Consider the following 16,217-nt stretch of genomic DNA (forward strand, 5'->3'; position numbering starts at 1 on the left):
ATCAGGGCCTCACTGGGCGGTGGTCTGGGCGATGGGGGCAGCCGTGTCGGTGGCGGGGGTCACGCTCACCTGGTCACCCACCTTCACGTGCTGCAGGCCTTCGGTGACGATGCGATCGCCCGGGGCCAGGCCCTCGGTGACGATCCAGCGGTCCTGCTGCACGCTGCCCAGCACCACGGCGCGCTCGCTCACGCGCTGCTCGGCGTCCACCAGCAGCACCCGCGGCAGGCCCGCGCTGTCACGCAGGATGGCCTGCTGCGGCACGCTGATGCCCTTGGGCTGCACTGCCTGTTCCAGGCGCACGCGGATGAAGCTGCCGGGCAGCAGGTCCAGGTCGGGGTTGGGGAACTCGCTGCGCAGGGTGATCTGGCCGGTGCTCGGGTCCACGCTGATGTCGGAGAACAGCAGCTTGCCCGCCAGCGGGTAAGGGGTGCCGTCATCCTGGATCAGCGTGGCGCGGGCCTGGTCCTGGCCCACCTGCTTGAGCTCGCCGGCACGCAGGGCACGGCGCAGGGCGTTGATCTCGCGGGTCGACTGGGTCAGGTCGGCATGGATCGGGTCGAGCTGCTGAATGATCGCCAGCGGGGTCGATTCGTTCTGCCCTACCAGCGCGCCCTCGGTCACCAGGGCACGGCCCACGCGCCCGGAAATCGGCGCGGTCACGGTGGCATAGCCCAGGTTCAGGCGCGCACGCTCGAGCGCGGCCTTGGCCGCTGCCACTTCGGCGTCGGCCTGCATGGCGGCGGCGCGCGCGTTGTCGTGCTCCTGGCGGCTGATCGCGTCGATCGAAATCAGCTCGGCGTAGCGCTGGTCCTGCAGGCGCGCCTGAAAGCGCGTGGCCTCGGCCTTGGCCAGGTTGGCGCGGGCGCTGTCGTAGTCGGCCTTGAACGGTGCCGGGTCGATGCGAAACAGCACGTCGCCCTGTTTCACGTCGCTGCCCTCACGGTACACCCGCTTGAGCACCACCCCGGCCACCCGCGCGCGCACCTCGGCGATGCGTGGCGCCAGGATGCGCCCCGACAGCTCGGTGCTGATGGCCAGGGGTTGCTCGCGCACGGTTTCGACGCTGACGGCGGGCTTGGGGGCTTGTTCTTCGGCGGGCGGCTTGCTGTCGCAGCCGGCCAGGGCCAGGCTCAGCAGCAACAGGGGCGCCAGGGTACGCAGACGGACGGGGCTTGAACTGGGCATGCGGATCTTCCATAAATGACCCGGCAATGCTAAGGCAGCCGCGCTACAGGCAGTTGTTAAGCTATGTAGGGCGAGTGTGAAAAAGTGTGAAGAATTTCGCGACCTGCGAATAAGCGCTATATCCTGCCTGACTTTCCCGGCCTTTCAAACTACCCATGCCCACTATCCTTCTGGTCGAAGACGACTGCGCCCTGAGCGAACTGATCGCCAGCTACCTGCAACGCAATGGTTTCAGCGTCAGCGTGATTGCGCGGGGGGACCACGTGCTGGAAGAGGCGCGGCGCAGCAAACCCGACCTGGTGATCCTCGACCTGATGCTGCCGGGCCTGGACGGCCTGCAGGTGTGCCGGCAACTGCGCGCCGAATCGCTGCTGCTGCCGATCCTCATGCTCACCGCCCGCGACGACAGCCACGACCAGGTGCTGGGCCTGGAGATGGGCGCCGACGACTACGTCAGCAAGCCGTGCGAGCCGCGCGTGCTGCTGGCGCGGGTGCGGACCCTGCTGCGGCGCAGCAGCATCAACGAGCCGCATCTCGAGAGCGACCTGATCGTGATCGGCGGGCTGCGCATCGACCTGGCCGAACGCACCGTGCTGTGGCGCGACCAGACGGTGGAGTTGTCCAGCGGCGAGTTCAACCTGCTGGTGGTGCTGGCGCGCAATGCCGGCAGCGTGCTCAGCCGCGACTGCATCCTGCAGCAGTTGCGCGGCATCGAGTTCAACGGCACCGACCGCTCGGTGGACGTGGCCATCTCCAAGCTGCGGCGCAAGTTCGACGACAGCGCCGGCGAGGCGCGCAAGATCAAGACGGTGTGGGGCAAGGGCTACCTGTTCAGCCGAGTCGAGTGGGAATTCTGAGGAGCGGCCACGGCCATGCTGAAAATTCTGGTACGCCTGTATCTGGTGACCATCGTCGCGTATGCCGGGTCGATCTTCCTGATCCCCGAACTGATCCTGCATGTGTTCCATGACCGCTACATCGCCTACAACCAGGACCAGGCGCGGGGCGTGCAGCGCCTGATCGTCAACCAGTTCCACCTCAAGCACCGCGACAGCTGGCCCCAGGTGGCCGAGGCGCTGAATACCGATTTCGCCCCCCTCAGCATCGAGCTGCGCCGGCGCGCCGACCTGGACCTGAACGCCGAGGAGCAGGCGCACCTGCAGGCCGGCCAGTACGTGGTGCGCCTGGGGGAGTGGGGCTATTACGAAACCGCCCTGGCGCCGCTGGACAGCGAGTGGATGGTGGTGCTGCGCAACCCGCCGGACCCGGCGGACATCTACCTGCTGTCGTGGGGCATCACCGTGCTGATCGGTGCGGCGCTGCTGGGCTGCCTGCTGTTCTGGGTGCGCCCGCACTGGCGTGACCTGCAGCGGCTCAAGGCCACGGCGCAGCGCCTGGGCGAAGGCAACCTGGCGGAGCGCACGCTGATCTCGCCACGCTCGAACATCGGCGCGCTGGCCAAGGTGTTCGACACCATGGCGGCGGATATCGAATGCCTGCTGACCCAGCAGCGCGAGTTGCTCAATGCGGTGTCGCATGAGCTGCGCACGCCGCTGACCCGCCTGGATTTCGGCCTGGTGCTGCTGTACGACGAAATGCCCCCGGCCAGTCGCAAGCGCCTGCTGGAACTGGTGGGGCACGTGCGCGAGCTGGATGCGCTGGTGCTTGAGCTGCTGTCGTACAACCGCTTGCAGAATGGCCAGGGTGGCGAGCGGGTGGAGGTGGCGCTGCCCGAGTTCGTCGACAGCATCCTGGGCAGCTATGCCGAAGAGCTGGATGGGCGCGGGGTGAGCCTGGAGGTGCGTGCCGAGCCGGATCTGCCGCGCTTTGTGCTGGACCCGCGGTTGACGGCGCGGGCGGTGCAGAACCTGATCCGCAACGCCATGCGTTATTGCGGGCAGCGCATCCTGCTGCGCCTGAGCGTGGATGCCAAGGGCGCGTGCGTGCTGACCGTCGAGGATGACGGCATTGGCATTCCGCAGGAGGAGCGCGAGCGCATCTTCCAGCCGTTCTACCGCCTGGATCGCAGTCGGGACCGTGCCACGGGCGGGTTTGGCCTGGGGTTGGCGATCAGCCGTCGGGTGATCGAGGGGCAGGGTGGCACCCTGACGGTGGGGCAGTCGGCGTTGGGGGGGGCACAGTTTCGCATCTGCTTGCCGCGGGGGCGGTAGGGGCCGCTGCGCGGCCCATCGCGGGTCAAGCCCGCTCCCACAGGTTTTGCACAGGCCCCGGGTCCCCACGGTACCTGTGGGAGCGGGCTTGCCCCGCGATGGGCTCACCACGATCTTGCAGATCTTTACGCGGTCCTTGAGTCACCACCTGTGGGAGCTGGCTTGCCAGCGAAGAGGGCGGCACTGACAACCCCCCGCAGTCGAATTCACGGCCCCGGCCGCTGCGGCCGCACCGACACCCCGAACGCATTGCCCATGCGCTGCCCCGTGGCCGACTGGTTGAACAACCCCAGCTGGTTCGGCGCGCGCCGGCTCACATCCACCTCCATCGCCTTGCGGTTGGCCTGCGCCGCGCGCTGCCCATTGCCGTTCTGCAACTGGCGCGTCAGGCAGTCGTACGCCAGCGCCCGCGCCTGGCCCACCTGCACGTCGATGCAACCCTCGTCCTGACCCGCCTGCACCACGCCACTCGACAGGCCACTCAGCAGACCGGCAACCAGCCACAACCCCGCGATTCGACAGCCCATGTCCATGCCTTCCCTGAAGCGGTTTCCCCCAGTCTAGCCCCAGGCGACTTCCCACATCGTTAAGGTTTTTTGCCTACCGCTGTCACATCAGATTCATACACAGGCCCCACGATGGCGACTTTCGGGGGAGACACCGGTTTGCGCCACTGCCTTGCCAGAATCGCCGTGCTGCTGTTGGCCGTACTGGCGATGCCGGTGCACGGCGCAGGCCCGATCCGTTTCGACATACCGGCCCAGCCACTGGACGAGGCGCTGCACGCCTTCGGCCAGCAGAGCGGCATGGCGGTACTGGTGGACCGGGAGCTGACCGCACGCCAGCGCTCGATGCCGCTGAGCGGCGCGTTCAGCGCCCGCGACGGCCTGCGCAGGCTGCTCGAAGGCACCGGGCTGATGGCCCGCTACAGCGGCGCCGAGGCCTTCACCGTGCAGCGCGTGGCACTGCCGGCAGCCGCGCCGAACCCGCGTGCCACAGGCGGGGCCGGCGCGGCCGGCAATTATGCGCGCACGCTGCAACGCGCCGTGGAACAGGCGCTGTGTGCCAGCGCGCTGGCACGCCCAGGCCATTACCGGGCCGCGGTGCAGGTATGGATCGACGCCCGCGGGGTGCTGGCCCAGAGCCGCCTGCTGGCCTCCACCGGCGATCACCGGCGTGACAGCGCGCTGGTCGAAAGCCTGCGCGCCCTGCGCCTGGAGCGGCCACCGCCCTCGGCGCTGGCGCAACCGGTGACGCTGCTGCTGTTGCCCGATACACGCATGGACTGCCCTTAATCGCATGGAGGCTAGGCAGTATGAATACACCTCTGGTCACGTTGTTCCTGACCTCTTACGACGAGTTCAAGGTGCGCCTCAAACGCCGCCTGGGTTCGGACGACCTGGCCTGCGACGTGCTCCAGGAAACCTACCTGCGGGTCGACCGCATGCAGGCCACCCACGCGCTGCACAAGCCCAATGCCTACCTGTACCGGATGGCCCTGAACATCGCCGCCGACCGGCGCCAGGCCGACGCCCGGCTGCTCACCGGCGCCGAGGTCGAAGACCTGCTGCAGGTGGCCGAAGACCAGGACCCGGCGCGCATCGTCGGCGGCCAGCAGGAAATCCAGTGCCTGCTCGGCGCACTCTACGAACTGCCGGCACGGCGCCGGCGTATCTTCATTGCCGCGCGCCTGGAGGAAGCCTCGCACCTGGAAATCGCCCAGCGCTTCGGCATCTCCACGCGCATGGTCGAGAAGGAGCTCAAGGCCGCACTGGGTTACTGCGCCACGCGGCTGGAAAGAAAAGTGTTCCAGCGGTTCGGTCCCGGTGCGGGAAAACCGTCTTGAACAATACACAGCGCCATTTTGATGCAGGCCCCTCAGACCATGACACCCCAGACTTCGGCTGAACCCAGCCTGCACAGCCAGGCCCAGGACTGGTTGCTGCTGCTTACCTCAGGGCGCGCCACCGTCGCCGACGCACGCGCCCTGCGCCAGTGGTGCGCACAGAGCCCGGCGCACGCCCAGGCCTTCGAGCAGGCCCGCCAGCTGTGGCAGCAGCTGGAGCCGGCGGCGCGCCAGGCCGAGCGCGTGGTGCCCCTGCGTACCCTGGGGCGCCGTGCGTTTCTGGGTGGCGCGCTGGCGGCCTCGGCAGCCTTCGTGCTGCTGCGCAGCAACCTGGTGGACGGGCTCGGCACGCCAGCGGCAGACTTTCACACCGGCGTCGGCGAGCAGCGGCGCATCGACCTGACCCAGGGCATCGCGCTGGAGCTCAACACCCAGACCCGCATCAACCGCAGCGGCGAAGCAATCGCCCTGCTCGAAGGCGAGGTCGAGGTGCTGGCCCAGGCCCCGGTGCAGGTGCAGGCCGGGCAGGCCTGGGTGTCGGCCCAGGCCGGGCGCTTCAATGTGCGCCACACCGATTCGGCCGTGTGCGTCACCTGCCTGCAGGGCCAGGTGCAGATTCTCTGGCAGGGCCGCAGCTTGCCCGTGCCCGCCGGCCAGCAGCTGCGTTACGACGCCCGCAGCGCCGGCAGCGCGCAGCCGTTCGATGCCGAACAGGTAATGGCCTGGCGCGAGCAGCGGCTGGTGTTCCATGACGCGCCGCTGAGCCAGGTGATCGACGAAATCAACCGCTACCGCCCTGGCATGCTGGTGCTGCTCAACCCCAGCCTGGGGCGACGCAAGGTGCAGGCGCGCTTCAGCCTGGCGCAGCTGCCAGGGGTGGCGCAGCTGATCCGCGATGCCTACGGCGCACGCTGCACCGAACTGCCCGGTGGCGTGGTGCTGCTCAGTTGAGCGGCCCCAGTACCTGGCGGTAACGCTGCGGGCCCTGGGCGCTCTGGCGCAGCAGTTCGATCTCGAGCCCCGGCGGATTGTCCCGGGCCTCGCCGGTCAGGTGCCGCCAGCCCTTGCCCGGCTCCCACACCCGCAGGTTGAATTCAGCCACATCCTCCAGTACCGCCACCCGGCCGGCAGGCGCCGGTAGCGGGAAGCGGTCGCGTGCCGGCGCCGCGGCGCGGTACAGCGTGCCACCCTGCAACCACCAGCGCACGCGCATCAGGCCGTCGTCGGCGGTGCTGCTGCGAATCAGCTCCAGGCGTGCCGGGCGCCCGTCGCTGGCCTGCACCCGCACCGCAGGCAGCGGTTTTTCGCTGGGCGGGTCCATGCCCGCCAGCACCGGCTCGGCCAGTTCGCTGCTGGCACGCAAGGCCAGGTCCCGCTCCAGCTGGTTGAACACCCGCAGCAGGGCGCGGGCCTGTTCGGTGCTGTCCTTGACGTGGCGGTCGGCGCGGCTGACGCTGTCCAGCCCGCGCCAGGCCACCAGGCTGACGATGGCCATCAACAGGATCGCCACCATCACCTCGATCAGGGTGAACCCGCCTTGCGGGTGGCGCCTCATGGCTGGTGCACCTCGACACGGCCGGCGGCATCGCGGCGCACTTCGATCTGCTGCTGGCCGCTGACCAGGCGCAGGGTCAGCGGCTCGCCGATCCATTCCGGGTCGATGCGCACGGCCCGCTGCGGGGTGCGCTGCACCGTCACCGGCGCGGCCTGCCAGGGGCGCGGGCGCAGCAGCGGGTCGCTGTCCAGCGCCGCGCCGGCCCGCACAAAACGGTAGCCGTCGCGGTCGGCCTGCCAGAGCAGGGCGCGGCCATCGGCCTGCACCTCGCTCTGGGCCACCAGCAGCAATTGCGCCAGGCGCTCGGCGTCTTCGCGCAGCGCCCTGGCCGGGTCGGGGCGGATGTTCAGGCTGATGGCGGCGCTGGCGATGCCGACGATCACCAGCACCACCATCAGTTCGATCAGGGTAAAGCCCTGTTGTGGATGGCTGCGTTGCATGGGGCGATGCCTCCTTGGCTGGTGACAGCGTGCACGGCGAAGATGATCGTCGTGTGAAACAAAAGCGTGAGAATCGGCGCGTATGCTCGGGCCAGGAACCACACGGAGACCGTTCCCCATGGCACTAGCATTCAAACCCGTGGCTGCCCCGCAACTGGTCCAGGGCGCGGCGCTGCTCGCGGCGCTGGCCGGGCTCGCGACCTGGGGCACGTTGCTCTGGACGCCCACCCCCCAACCGGTGCCGGCTGCCATGGAGCAGACCCTATCGGCACCCCCGGCCGCCGCCGGGCAGTGGTTCGCCAACCTGCCGGCGCAGGTCGACATCAGCCTCAGCGGGCTGCTGGCCGGCAGTGCCGGTGCGGTGGCCATCGTCTCGCTCAACGGCGGCGCGCCACAGGCCGTGCAGGTGGGCGAGCAACTGGCGCAGGGGGTGCAACTGGTGGCCATAGAAGCCGATGCGCTGGTGATCGAGCGCGCCGGGGAGCGCAGCCGCATCGGCATCGCCCGACTGCCCGAAGGCCCCGCGCTGCCGCGCCTCATTCGCCCCTAGGCGCCTGGCCCAGCCAGCTCTCCAGGCGCGCCAGCGGCGGGCCTTCACGGTCACGCTCGAACACCTCCAGGCGCACCTGCAGCAGCCCACCGGGGCGGCTGTCGACCTGCTGCTCGCAGCGCAGGCGCAGGCGCCCCTGGTCGCACTCCAAGCGGCGCAGGCCCGGGGTTGCCTGGCCTTCCAGGCGCAGTTCGGCAAGGCGCGCCTGGGCCGAGAGCAGGGCCAGCGACTTGTCGCGCAGCAGGCCATTGCCCTGGGTCATCAGCCCGGCCGCGCGCACTGCAGCGGCCATCGCCACGGCCACGATGGCCAGCGCCACCAGCACTTCGATCAGGGTAAAACCGGCCTGTTGCGGGCGGCGTCTGCGCATGGGCATCTCGGTGTGGGCAAAGCTGCATCCTAGGGGGTCTGTCTGACCGATTGGCGACCGGAACTCCCGAGGATTTTCAATACCACTGACATATGCCCTTGCCACAATCGGCCCCCGAATCCCGCCAAGGAATGCCGAGATGTCGCTTACCTGCCCACGCCGTTCTGCCCCCCGTCGCCAACGCGGTTTCACCCTGATCGAGATCATGGTGGTGGTGGTCATCCTCGGGATCCTGGCAGCGATGGTGGTGCCCAAGGTGCTCGACCGCCCCGACCAGGCGCGTGCCACCGCCGCCCGCCAGGACATCGCCGGGCTGATGCAGGCGCTCAAGCTCTACCGCCTGGACAACGGCAGCTACCCCAGCGCCGCCCAGGGCCTCAAGGTACTGGTGGAAAAACCCGCCTCGGCCAAGCCCGGCACCTGGCGCGCCTACCTGGAGCGCCTGCCCAACGACCCCTGGGGCCGTCCCTACCACTACCTCAACCCCGGTGCCAACGGCGAGATCGACGTGTTCTCGCTGGGCGCCGATGGCGAGCCTGACGGCGACGGCGTGAACGCCGATATCGGCTCCTGGCAGCTGTAGGCGCCGTGATGAGACCGTCCGCGCAGCAACGCGGAATGGCGATCATCAGTGCCTTGCTGATAGCCGCCGTGGTGGCGGTGATCGCAGCGGGCATGATCAGCCGCCAGAGCGTATTCACCCGTGAGCTGGAAAGCCTGCAGCAGCGTGCCCAGGGGCAGGGCGTGCTGCAGGCGGGCCTGGCCTGGAGCCGTGAGGTACTGGCCGAGCAGCGCCGCGTCGACCCGCTGGTACGCCTCGACCAGGGCTGGGCGCGCCCCATCGCCGGCCTGCCGGTGGGCGAGCACGGCGCGGTGTTTCAGGGCCGGCTGGAAGACGAGCAGGGCAAGTTCAACCTGCGCAACCTGGTGGTCGAAGAGCAACCCGACGAGCAGGCCCTGGCCACCTTCGAGCGCCTGTGTGCACTGATCGGCCTGGCCGCGCCGGTGGCGCAGGCGATCGCGGCGCGGGTGATCGACGGCTACCCGCGCCGGCAGGCGCCCGTGGCCGAGGCGGTGCACGGCTTCGACAGTGGCCGCGCAACCTCGCCGGGTGCCGCTTCGCGCCCGGTGCCGGCACGCCGGCCGATGCTGCGCAGCCTCGACCAGCTGGCCGTGCCGGGGCTGGATGCCGAAGGGTTGGCGCGCCTGCGCCGAGTGGCCACGGTGCTGCCGGCCAACACCTGGATCAATGGCAACACCGCGTCCGCCGAGGTGCTGGCGGCGCAGGTGCCGGGCTTGAGCGTAGACAAGGCGCGCCAGCTGATCGCCGAGCGCGACGGCGGGCGCTGGTTCGTCAACCGCGGGGATTTCGTCAACCGCCTGCAGATGCCCCACGTGGTGCTCGAAAGCGTGCCGGTGGGCATTACCAGCGACTGGTTTCGCCTGCACGGCGCGGCCCGCAGCGGCTCGCGCGAGGTGCGCCTGGAGGCGCTGCTGCTGCGCGGGCAGGCGCCCCTGGCACAGGTTGTCTGGGCACGGGTGGGCGCATGAAGGCACAACTGCACATGGCATTGCCGCGGCTGGCGGCGCTTGAGGGCGGGGCGCGGGTCGGCTATCGGCAACTGGACCGCCAGGGCCGGACCGAGGCCGAGGGCGAGGCGGCGCAGGCGCAGCTCAAGAGCCTGGCGCGGGGCCGCGAGGTGCTGGCGTGGCTGCACCCGGACGACAGCCTGTGCACCGAGCTGGTACTGCCGCCGTTGCCGGCGGCGCGCCTGGGGGCGGCGGTGCAGTGCGCGGTGCAGGGCCTGATACTGGGCGATGTGCGCGCCGTGCATATCGCCCACGGGCCACGCGCAGCGGACGGGAAGGTGGCGGTGGCATGGCTGGGGCAGGCGGCATTGCAGGGCCTGGCGCAGTGGCTGTCGAATGCCGGCCTCAAACCCCGGGGCCTGTACCCGACCCCGGCAAGGGCCGGCGCATGCCCGGTGGCGAGCCTGCACAGCGGCCTGCGCGCCCCTGCCGCCGCACAGCACGGCTGGCCACGGGCACTCGCCCTGTGCGCCAGCGCCGCCATGATCTGGACCCTGGGCCTGAACCTCTACGCCGCGCGACTGGCCGACACCGGCCAGCAACTGCGCCAGCACATGCACCAGCAGGTACGCGCTGCCTACCCGCAGTTGCAGGTGATCCTCAACCCGCTGCAACAGGTACGCCAGCAGCTCGCCGCCGGCGACAATGGCGCGGTCGCACCCTTCAACCACCTGCTGCAAGCCGCCGGCAGCGCCATGCCGTTTCTGGCCGGCGCAGTCGAGCAACTGACCTACCACGACGGCGTGCTCGACCTGCAGCCACTGCCCGGCGCACCGCGGCCCCCGGCCGACAACGCCTGGCAAACACGGCTGGCGGCGCAGGGCATCGAGGCCAGCAGCAGCGACCACGGCTGGACCCTGCGCCCGGCGACCGCCACGGGCGAGGAGGTGGCCAATGTTGAGTAAGGCACGGCACCCCCTGCGCCGCCTGCGCCCCTGGTGGCACGGCCTGAGTGCGCGCGAGCGCCGCGCCGTGGCCCTGACCGCACTGCTGCTGGGCACCACGCTGTGGTGGCTGGTGCTGGTGCAGCCGGCACTGGCGCGCATCGCCCACTGGGAGGCCGAAACGCCCAGGCTGCGCAGCCAGGCGCAGACCCTCGACGGGCTGCTGGCCCAAACCCCCTCACTGCCGGGCGCCGCGCAACAGGCGCCGGCCCTGCGCCAGAGCCTGGAGCACGCCGGGCTGGGCGGCCATTACCAGCTTCAGGCGGTGGAGGGCGGCTGGCAGCTCGATCTTGTCCAGGCCCCCGCCGAGGCCGCCACCGCCTGGCTGCTGCAGGCCCCCGCACAACTGGGCCTGACGGTGGTGCACAGCCGCCTGCAACGCGACCCGCTGGCCGACCCCTCGGCCACGGCGTCGTTCTCCGGAATCGTTCGCTTGGACCAGGCGCAAGGCGCTAAGGAATCGTCATGATGTGCACCCAACTGCCGCGCCGACTGGCCGGCCTGGCTCCCCTGGTACTGGCACTGGCCCTGGCCGGTTGCAGCCAGCAGCCTGCGCAGCCACTGGCCAGCAGCGAGCTGGGCCGACCGCTGGCCAACGTGCAGCCCGGGCCGACCAGCCTGGAACGCCACGGCCTGCAGGCGCGGGTCGAGCCACAGCGCCCGACCCCGCGTGCCCCCGCCCACCGCGCCAGGCCCCACAGCGATGGCAGCGCCAGTGCCGCACCGGGCAACCCGCTGGGCGACCAGCCGGTGCAGCTGAACTTCGTCGACGCCGACATCCAGGCCGTGGTGCGCGCCCTGTCGCGGGCCACCGGGCGCCAGTTTCTGGTCGACCCGCGGGTCAAGGGCCAGCTGACCCTGGTGTCCGAAGGCGAGGTGCCGGCCACACGTGCCTACGCCATGCTGCTGGCGGCCTTGCGCATGCAGGGCTTCAGCGTGGTCGACGTGGGCGGGGTCAGCCAGGTGGTGCCCGAGGCCGACGCCAAGCTGCTGGGCGGGCCGATCAACAGCAAGGATGCCGGCACCGGCATGCTCACCCGCACCTTCCGCCTGCAATACGAGAACGCGGTCAACGTGATCCCGGTGCTGCGCCCCATCGTGTCGCCCAACAACCCGATCAACGCCTACCCCGGCAACAACACCGTGGTGGTCACCGACTATGCCGAGAACCTCGAGCGTGTGGCCCGGCTGCTCGACAGCATCGACATCCCCAGCGCCATCGACACCGACGTGGTGGCGATCCAGAACGGCATCGCCAGCGACATCGCGGCCATGGTCTCGGAGCTGCTCGAAACCCAGGGCAACGACCCCACCCAGAAGATCAGCGTGATCGGCGACCCACGCTCCAACAGCGTGGTGATCCGCGCCGGCAGCCCCGAGCGCACGCAACTGGCCCGCGACCTGATCTACAAGCTCGACAACGCACAGAACAACCCCAGCAACCTGCACGTGGTGTACCTGCGCAACGCCCAGGCCGGCAAGCTGGCCCAGGCCCTGCGTGGGCTGCTCACCGGCGAGAGCGACAGCAGCAGCGGTGACGACGCCCGCGCCAGGCTCAGCGGCGGTGGCCTGCTGGCAGGCAAGCAGAACGGCAGCGGCGCGGCGGCGAACACCGCGCAGACCACCAGCGCCACCCCGCCAGCCGCCACCTACGGGGCCAGCCTCGGCCAGGCCGGCAACGCCTATGGCAACGGTTCGCAGGGCAGCGAGCAGAACACCGCGTTTTCCGCCGGCGGGGTGACCATCCAGGCCGACGCCACCACCAACACCCTGCTGATTTCGGCACCCGACCCGCTGTACCGCAACCTGCGCGAGGTGATCGACCTGCTCGACCAGCGCCGCGCCCAGGTGGTGATCGAAAGCCTGATCGTCGAGGTCAGCGAAGACGACGCCAACGAATTCGGCATCCAGTGGCAGGCCGGCAACCTGGGCAAGAACGGCGTGTTCGGCGGCGCCAACCTGGGCGGTGCCGGGTTCAATCGCGGTGCCAGGAACAGCATCGACGCGCTGCCCCCCGGCCTGAGCGTGGGCGTGGTGGACGGCACGGTGAACATCCCCGGCATCGGCGAGGTGCTCGACCTCAAGGTGCTGGCCCGCGCCCTGACCAGCAAGGGCGGCAGCAACGTGCTGTCCACGCCCAACCTGCTGACCCTGGACAACGAGGCGGCGAGCATCTTCGTCGGCCAGACCATCCCCTTTGTCAGCGGCCAGTACGTCACCGATGGCGGCGGCACCAGCAACAACCCGTTCCAGACCATCCAGCGCGAAGAGGTGGGGCTCAAGCTCAACGTGCGCCCGCAGATCTCCGAAGGCGGCACGGTCAAGCTCGACATCTACCAGGAGGTCAGCAGCGTCGACGAACGCGCCTCCAGTGCCGCCGGCACGGTCACCAACAAGCGCGCCATCGACACCAGCATCCTGCTCGACGACGGCCAGATCATGGTGCTCGGCGGCCTGCTGCAGGACGGCTACACCCAGGCCAACGACGGCATTCCGTTTCTTTCCAGCCTGCCGGGGGTGGGCGTGCTGTTTCGCAACGAGCGCCGCGCCACCAGCAAGACCAACCTGATGGTGTTCCTGCGCCCCTACATCATTCGCGATGCCGAGGTGGGGCGCAGCATCACCCTCAACCGCTACGATTTCATCCGCCGTGCCCAGGGCGGGCTCAAGCCGGCCCATTCCTGGGCGCTGCCGGACGCGCAGATGCCGCTGCTGCCCAGCGCCGAGCAGGGCGTACCGCGCGCGGGCGCGGCCTTCGGCACCCCGCGTGCGGCGATCCGCGCCGTGCCGCTGGATGAAGTCGGGGTCGCCCGGTGAGCCGCCTGCCGTACGCCTGGGCCAAGGCCCAGCGCGTGGTGCTGCTGGCCGGCGAGCACGCCGCGCCGCTGCGCCTGTGCCCCTCGACCCCGGCCTGGGCGCTGGGCGAGGTGCGCCGCCAGTTCGGCGAGCAGGCCGCCGAGCAGGTCAGCGAAGACGAGCTCGACCGCCTGCTGACCAGCGCCTACAGCGACAACGGCGGCGCCGCAGCGGCGGTCGGCGCGGCCGAGAACGATGTCGACCTCGACCGCCTGATGCAGGACATGCCCGAGATCACCGACCTGCTCGACACCCAGGACGGCGCGCCGGTGATCCGCATGATCAACGCGCTGCTGACCCAGGCTGCCGGCGACGAGGCCAGCGACATCCACATCGAACCCTTCGAGACCCACTCGGTGGTGCGCTACCGGGTCGACGGCACCCTGCGCGACGTGGTCTCGCCGCGCAAGGCGCTGCACGCGGCGCTGGTGTCGCGGATCAAGATCATGGCGCAACTGGACATCGCCGAAAAGCGCCTGCCCCAGGACGGGCGCATCGCCCTGCGCGTGGCTGGCCGGCCCATCGATATCCGTGTGTCCACCGTGCCCACCGGGCATGGCGAACGGGTGGTGATGCGCCTGCTGGACAAGCAGGCCGGGCGTCTGCAACTGGAAACCCTGGGCATGGCCCCGGCGCTGCTGGCCCGCCTGGACGTGCTGATTCGCCAGCCCCACGGCATCGTGCTGGTCACCGGGCCCACCGGCAGCGGCAAGACCACCAGCCTGTACGCGGCGCTGGCGCGGCTCGATGCCAGCGTCAGCAACATCCTCACCGTCGAGGACCCGGTGGAATACGACCTGCCGGGCATCAGCCAGATCCAGGTGAATGCGCGCATCGACATGACCTTTGCCGTGGCCCTGCGCGCGATCCTGCGCCAGGACCCGGACATCATCATGATCGGCGAGATCCGCGACCTGGAGACCGCGCAGATCGCGGTGCAGGCCTCGCTCACCGGGCACCTGGTGCTGGCCACGCTGCACACCAACGACGCGGTGTCGGCGGTCAACCGCCTGCTCGACATGGGCGTGGAACCCTTTCTGCTGGCCTCGGCGCTGCTCGGCGTGCTGGCCCAGCGCCTGGTACGGCGGCTGTGCCCGCACTGCCGTCAGCCCGACCCGAATGCCCCCGGCCAGTTTCGCCCCCATGGCTGCGCCAGCTGCAACCACACCGGCTACAGCGGGCGTACCGGGATCCACGAGCTGTTCTGCATCGATGACCCGATTCGCGGCCTGATCCACCAGGGTGCCGACGAACAGGCCCTGCGCGCCGCAGCGCGCCAGGCCGGCATGCTGAGCATGCGCGAGGACGGCCAGCGCTGGGTCGACAGCGGCAGTACCGCCGTGGAAGAAATCCTGCGTGTGACCCGGGACGCCTGATGAGCCGATACCGTTATGAAGCCGCCGATGCCCAGGGGCGCATCAGCCGTGGCCAGCTGGAGGCCGACAGCCCGGCGGCGGCGATCGGGCAATTGCGCGGGCTGGGCCTGAGCGCCTTGCAGGTCGAGCCGGAGCCTGCCGCCAGTGCCGGCGGCGGGTTGTTCGCCAGCAAGCTGTCGGATGCGGACCTGGCCTGGACCACGCGCCAGCTGGCCAGCCTGCTGGCCGCCGGGCTGCCGCTGGAGGGCGCCCTGAGCGCGACCCTGGAGCAGGCCGAACGCAAGCACATCGCCCAGGTGCTGGGCGCGGTGCGCGGCGACGTGCGCAGCGGCATGCGCCTGGCCGACGCGCTGGCGGCGCGCCCGCGGGACTTTCCCGAGATCTACCGCGCACTGATCGCGGCGGGGGAGGAGTCCGGCGACCTGGCCCAGGTGATGGAGCGCCTGGCCGACTACATCGAAGACCGCAACACCCTGCGCGGCAAGATCCTCACCGCGTTCATCTACCCCGGCGTGGTCGGGCTGGTGTCGATCGGCATCGTGATCTTTCTGCTCAGCTACGTGGTGCCGCAGGTGGTCAGCGCCTTCACCCAGGCGCGCCAGGACCTGCCGGGGCTGACCCTGGCGATGCTCAACGCCAGCGACTTCATCCGGGCCTGGGGCTGGCTGTGTTTCATCGTGCTGGTGGCCGGGGCATGGGGCTGGCGTGTGTACCTGCGCGGCGCGTCGGCACGCCTGGCCTGGCACAGCCGGGTGCTGCGCCTGCCGTTGCTGGGGCGCTTCGTGCTGGGCCTGAACACCGCACGCTTCGCCTCGACCCTGGCGATTCTGGGCAGTGCCGGGGTGCCGTTGCTGCGGGCCCTGGAGGCGGCGCGCCAGACCCTGGCCAACGACCGCCTCGACCAGTGCGTGAGCGAGGCCACGGCGCGGGTGCGCGAAGGCGTGGGGCTGGCGTCGGCGCTGGCGGTGGAGAAGGTGTTCCCGCCCTTGCTGATCCACCTGATCGCCAGCGGCGAGAAGACCGGCAACCTGCCGCCGATGCTCGACCGCGCGGCGCAGAGCCTGGCCAAGGACATCGAGCGCCGAGCGATGGGCATGACCGCATTGCTGGAGCCGCTGATGATCGTGGTGATGGGTGCGGTGGTGCTGCTGATCGTGATGGCGGTGCTGCTGCCGATCATCGAGATCAACCAGCTGGTGCAGTGATTTTTTTTGGGGGGGGTGGGCAACACCCGAGTGGGTTGCCGGGGAATCCGGGACCTCGAGGGGCCGCCCCATCGGTGGTGAAGCCATCGCGGGTCAAGCCCGCTCCCACACTGACCTGTGTGGGAG

General features: G+C 70.0%; 18 protein-coding genes. 13 read left to right on the forward strand and 5 right to left on the reverse strand.

The genetic code is table 11. From position 1 onward, the window contains the following. Positions 1-9 precede the first annotated feature (9 nt). A complete protein-coding gene (locus tag QMX96_RS15945) occupies positions 10-1,188 on the reverse strand; it encodes an efflux RND transporter periplasmic adaptor subunit (protein ID WP_043859688.1) in 1,179 nt (392 codons plus the stop codon). 155 nt (positions 1,189-1,343) lie between these two features. Between QMX96_RS15945 and QMX96_RS15950 the strand changes: the two genes are divergently transcribed. Together QMX96_RS15950 and QMX96_RS15955 are read left to right on the forward strand one after the other, a co-directional pair. Continuing rightward, entirely contained in the window at positions 1,344-2,045 is a 702-nt protein-coding gene (locus tag QMX96_RS15950; protein WP_043859689.1) for a response regulator transcription factor, read from the forward strand. A 15-nt stretch (positions 2,046-2,060) separates the two neighbouring features. Beyond that, a complete protein-coding gene (locus tag QMX96_RS15955; RefSeq protein WP_054916096.1) occupies positions 2,061-3,359 on the forward strand; it encodes an ATP-binding protein in 1,299 nt (432 codons plus the stop codon). 206 nt (positions 3,360-3,565) lie between these two features. Here QMX96_RS15955 and QMX96_RS15960 read toward each other — a convergent pair whose 3' ends face one another. Then, on the reverse strand, positions 3,566-3,886 hold the full coding sequence (locus QMX96_RS15960) for a hypothetical protein (protein WP_054916095.1): 321 nt from the start codon (positions 3,884-3,886) through the stop codon (positions 3,566-3,568). 138 nt (positions 3,887-4,024) lie between these two features. On the opposite strand from QMX96_RS15960, the gene QMX96_RS15965 reads away from it, so the two are divergent. Genes QMX96_RS15965 through QMX96_RS15975 form a run of 3 tightly spaced genes read left to right on the forward strand, consistent with a single transcriptional unit; the run spans position 4,025 to position 6,156 of the window. Next, positions 4,025-4,654, forward strand: coding sequence for an STN domain-containing protein (locus QMX96_RS15965; protein ID WP_229589303.1), 630 nt, complete (start codon positions 4,025-4,027; stop codon positions 4,652-4,654). A 20-nt stretch (positions 4,655-4,674) separates the two neighbouring features. Next, positions 4,675-5,205, forward strand: a complete 531-nt coding sequence (locus tag QMX96_RS15970) for a sigma-70 family RNA polymerase sigma factor (RefSeq protein WP_043860351.1) — start codon at positions 4,675-4,677, stop codon at positions 5,203-5,205. 39 nt (positions 5,206-5,244) lie between these two features. Next, positions 5,245-6,156, forward strand: coding sequence for a DUF4880 domain-containing protein (locus tag QMX96_RS15975; RefSeq protein WP_196932333.1), 912 nt, complete (start codon positions 5,245-5,247; stop codon positions 6,154-6,156). Here the strand turns inward: QMX96_RS15975 and QMX96_RS15980 are convergent. Both QMX96_RS15980 and gspH read right to left on the reverse strand, forming a co-directional pair. Continuing rightward, positions 6,149-6,760, reverse strand: coding sequence for a prepilin-type N-terminal cleavage/methylation domain-containing protein (locus tag QMX96_RS15980; RefSeq protein WP_282362045.1), 612 nt, complete (start codon positions 6,758-6,760; stop codon positions 6,149-6,151). The genes QMX96_RS15975 and QMX96_RS15980 overlap by 8 nt on opposite strands. Then, positions 6,757-7,200, reverse strand: a complete 444-nt coding sequence (gene gspH, locus QMX96_RS15985; protein ID WP_054916092.1) for a type II secretion system minor pseudopilin GspH — start codon at positions 7,198-7,200, stop codon at positions 6,757-6,759. The genes QMX96_RS15980 and gspH overlap by 4 nt, the downstream gene beginning before the upstream one ends. 118 nt (positions 7,201-7,318) lie before the next feature. On the opposite strand from gspH, the gene QMX96_RS15990 reads away from it, so the two are divergent. Beyond that, entirely contained in the window at positions 7,319-7,750 is a 432-nt protein-coding gene (locus tag QMX96_RS15990; protein WP_282362046.1) for a type II secretion system protein N, read from the forward strand. Here the strand turns inward: QMX96_RS15990 and gspI are convergent. After that, entirely contained in the window at positions 7,737-8,120 is a 384-nt protein-coding gene (gspI, locus tag QMX96_RS15995) for a type II secretion system minor pseudopilin GspI (protein WP_043860346.1), read from the reverse strand. The genes QMX96_RS15990 and gspI overlap by 14 nt on opposite strands. A gap of 139 nt (positions 8,121-8,259) precedes the next feature. Here gspI and gspG point away from each other — a divergent pair, with 139 nt between their 5' ends. The 7 genes from gspG to gspF are packed head-to-tail and all read left to right on the forward strand — an operon-like array spanning position 8,260 to position 16,091. Further along, positions 8,260-8,703 (forward strand): type II secretion system major pseudopilin GspG, encoded by a 444-nt coding sequence (gene gspG, locus QMX96_RS16000; protein ID WP_054916090.1) that lies wholly within the window; start codon positions 8,260-8,262, stop codon positions 8,701-8,703. A gap of 8 nt (positions 8,704-8,711) precedes the next feature. Continuing rightward, positions 8,712-9,671, forward strand: a complete 960-nt coding sequence (gene gspK, locus QMX96_RS16005) for a type II secretion system minor pseudopilin GspK (RefSeq protein ID WP_282362047.1) — start codon at positions 8,712-8,714, stop codon at positions 9,669-9,671. Continuing rightward, on the forward strand, positions 9,668-10,615 hold the full coding sequence (gene gspL / locus QMX96_RS16010; RefSeq protein WP_282362048.1) for a type II secretion system protein GspL: 948 nt from the start codon (positions 9,668-9,670) through the stop codon (positions 10,613-10,615). Before gspK ends, gspL begins: the two co-directional genes overlap by 4 nt. After that, the gene (gene gspM, locus QMX96_RS16015) at positions 10,605-11,123 is read left to right on the forward strand and encodes a type II secretion system protein GspM (RefSeq protein ID WP_078481897.1); all 519 of its coding nucleotides are present in this window, start codon (positions 10,605-10,607) and stop codon (positions 11,121-11,123) included. The genes gspL and gspM overlap by 11 nt, the downstream gene beginning before the upstream one ends. After that, positions 11,120-13,471, forward strand: a complete 2,352-nt coding sequence (gspD, locus tag QMX96_RS16020) for a type II secretion system secretin GspD (protein ID WP_282362049.1) — start codon at positions 11,120-11,122, stop codon at positions 13,469-13,471. Before gspM ends, gspD begins: the two co-directional genes overlap by 4 nt. Next, on the forward strand, positions 13,468-14,886 hold the full coding sequence (gene gspE, locus QMX96_RS16025; RefSeq protein WP_043860340.1) for a type II secretion system ATPase GspE: 1,419 nt from the start codon (positions 13,468-13,470) through the stop codon (positions 14,884-14,886). The genes gspD and gspE overlap by 4 nt, the downstream gene beginning before the upstream one ends. Further along, positions 14,886-16,091 (forward strand): type II secretion system inner membrane protein GspF, encoded by a 1,206-nt coding sequence (gene gspF / locus QMX96_RS16030; protein ID WP_282362050.1) that lies wholly within the window; start codon positions 14,886-14,888, stop codon positions 16,089-16,091. Before gspE ends, gspF begins: the two co-directional genes overlap by 1 nt. The last annotated feature ends 126 nt before the right edge of the window (positions 16,092-16,217 follow it).

It is taken from the genome of Pseudomonas sp. PS01300, from assembly GCF_029960155.1.
GTDB lineage: Bacteria > Pseudomonadota > Gammaproteobacteria > Pseudomonadales > Pseudomonadaceae > Aquipseudomonas > Aquipseudomonas palmensis.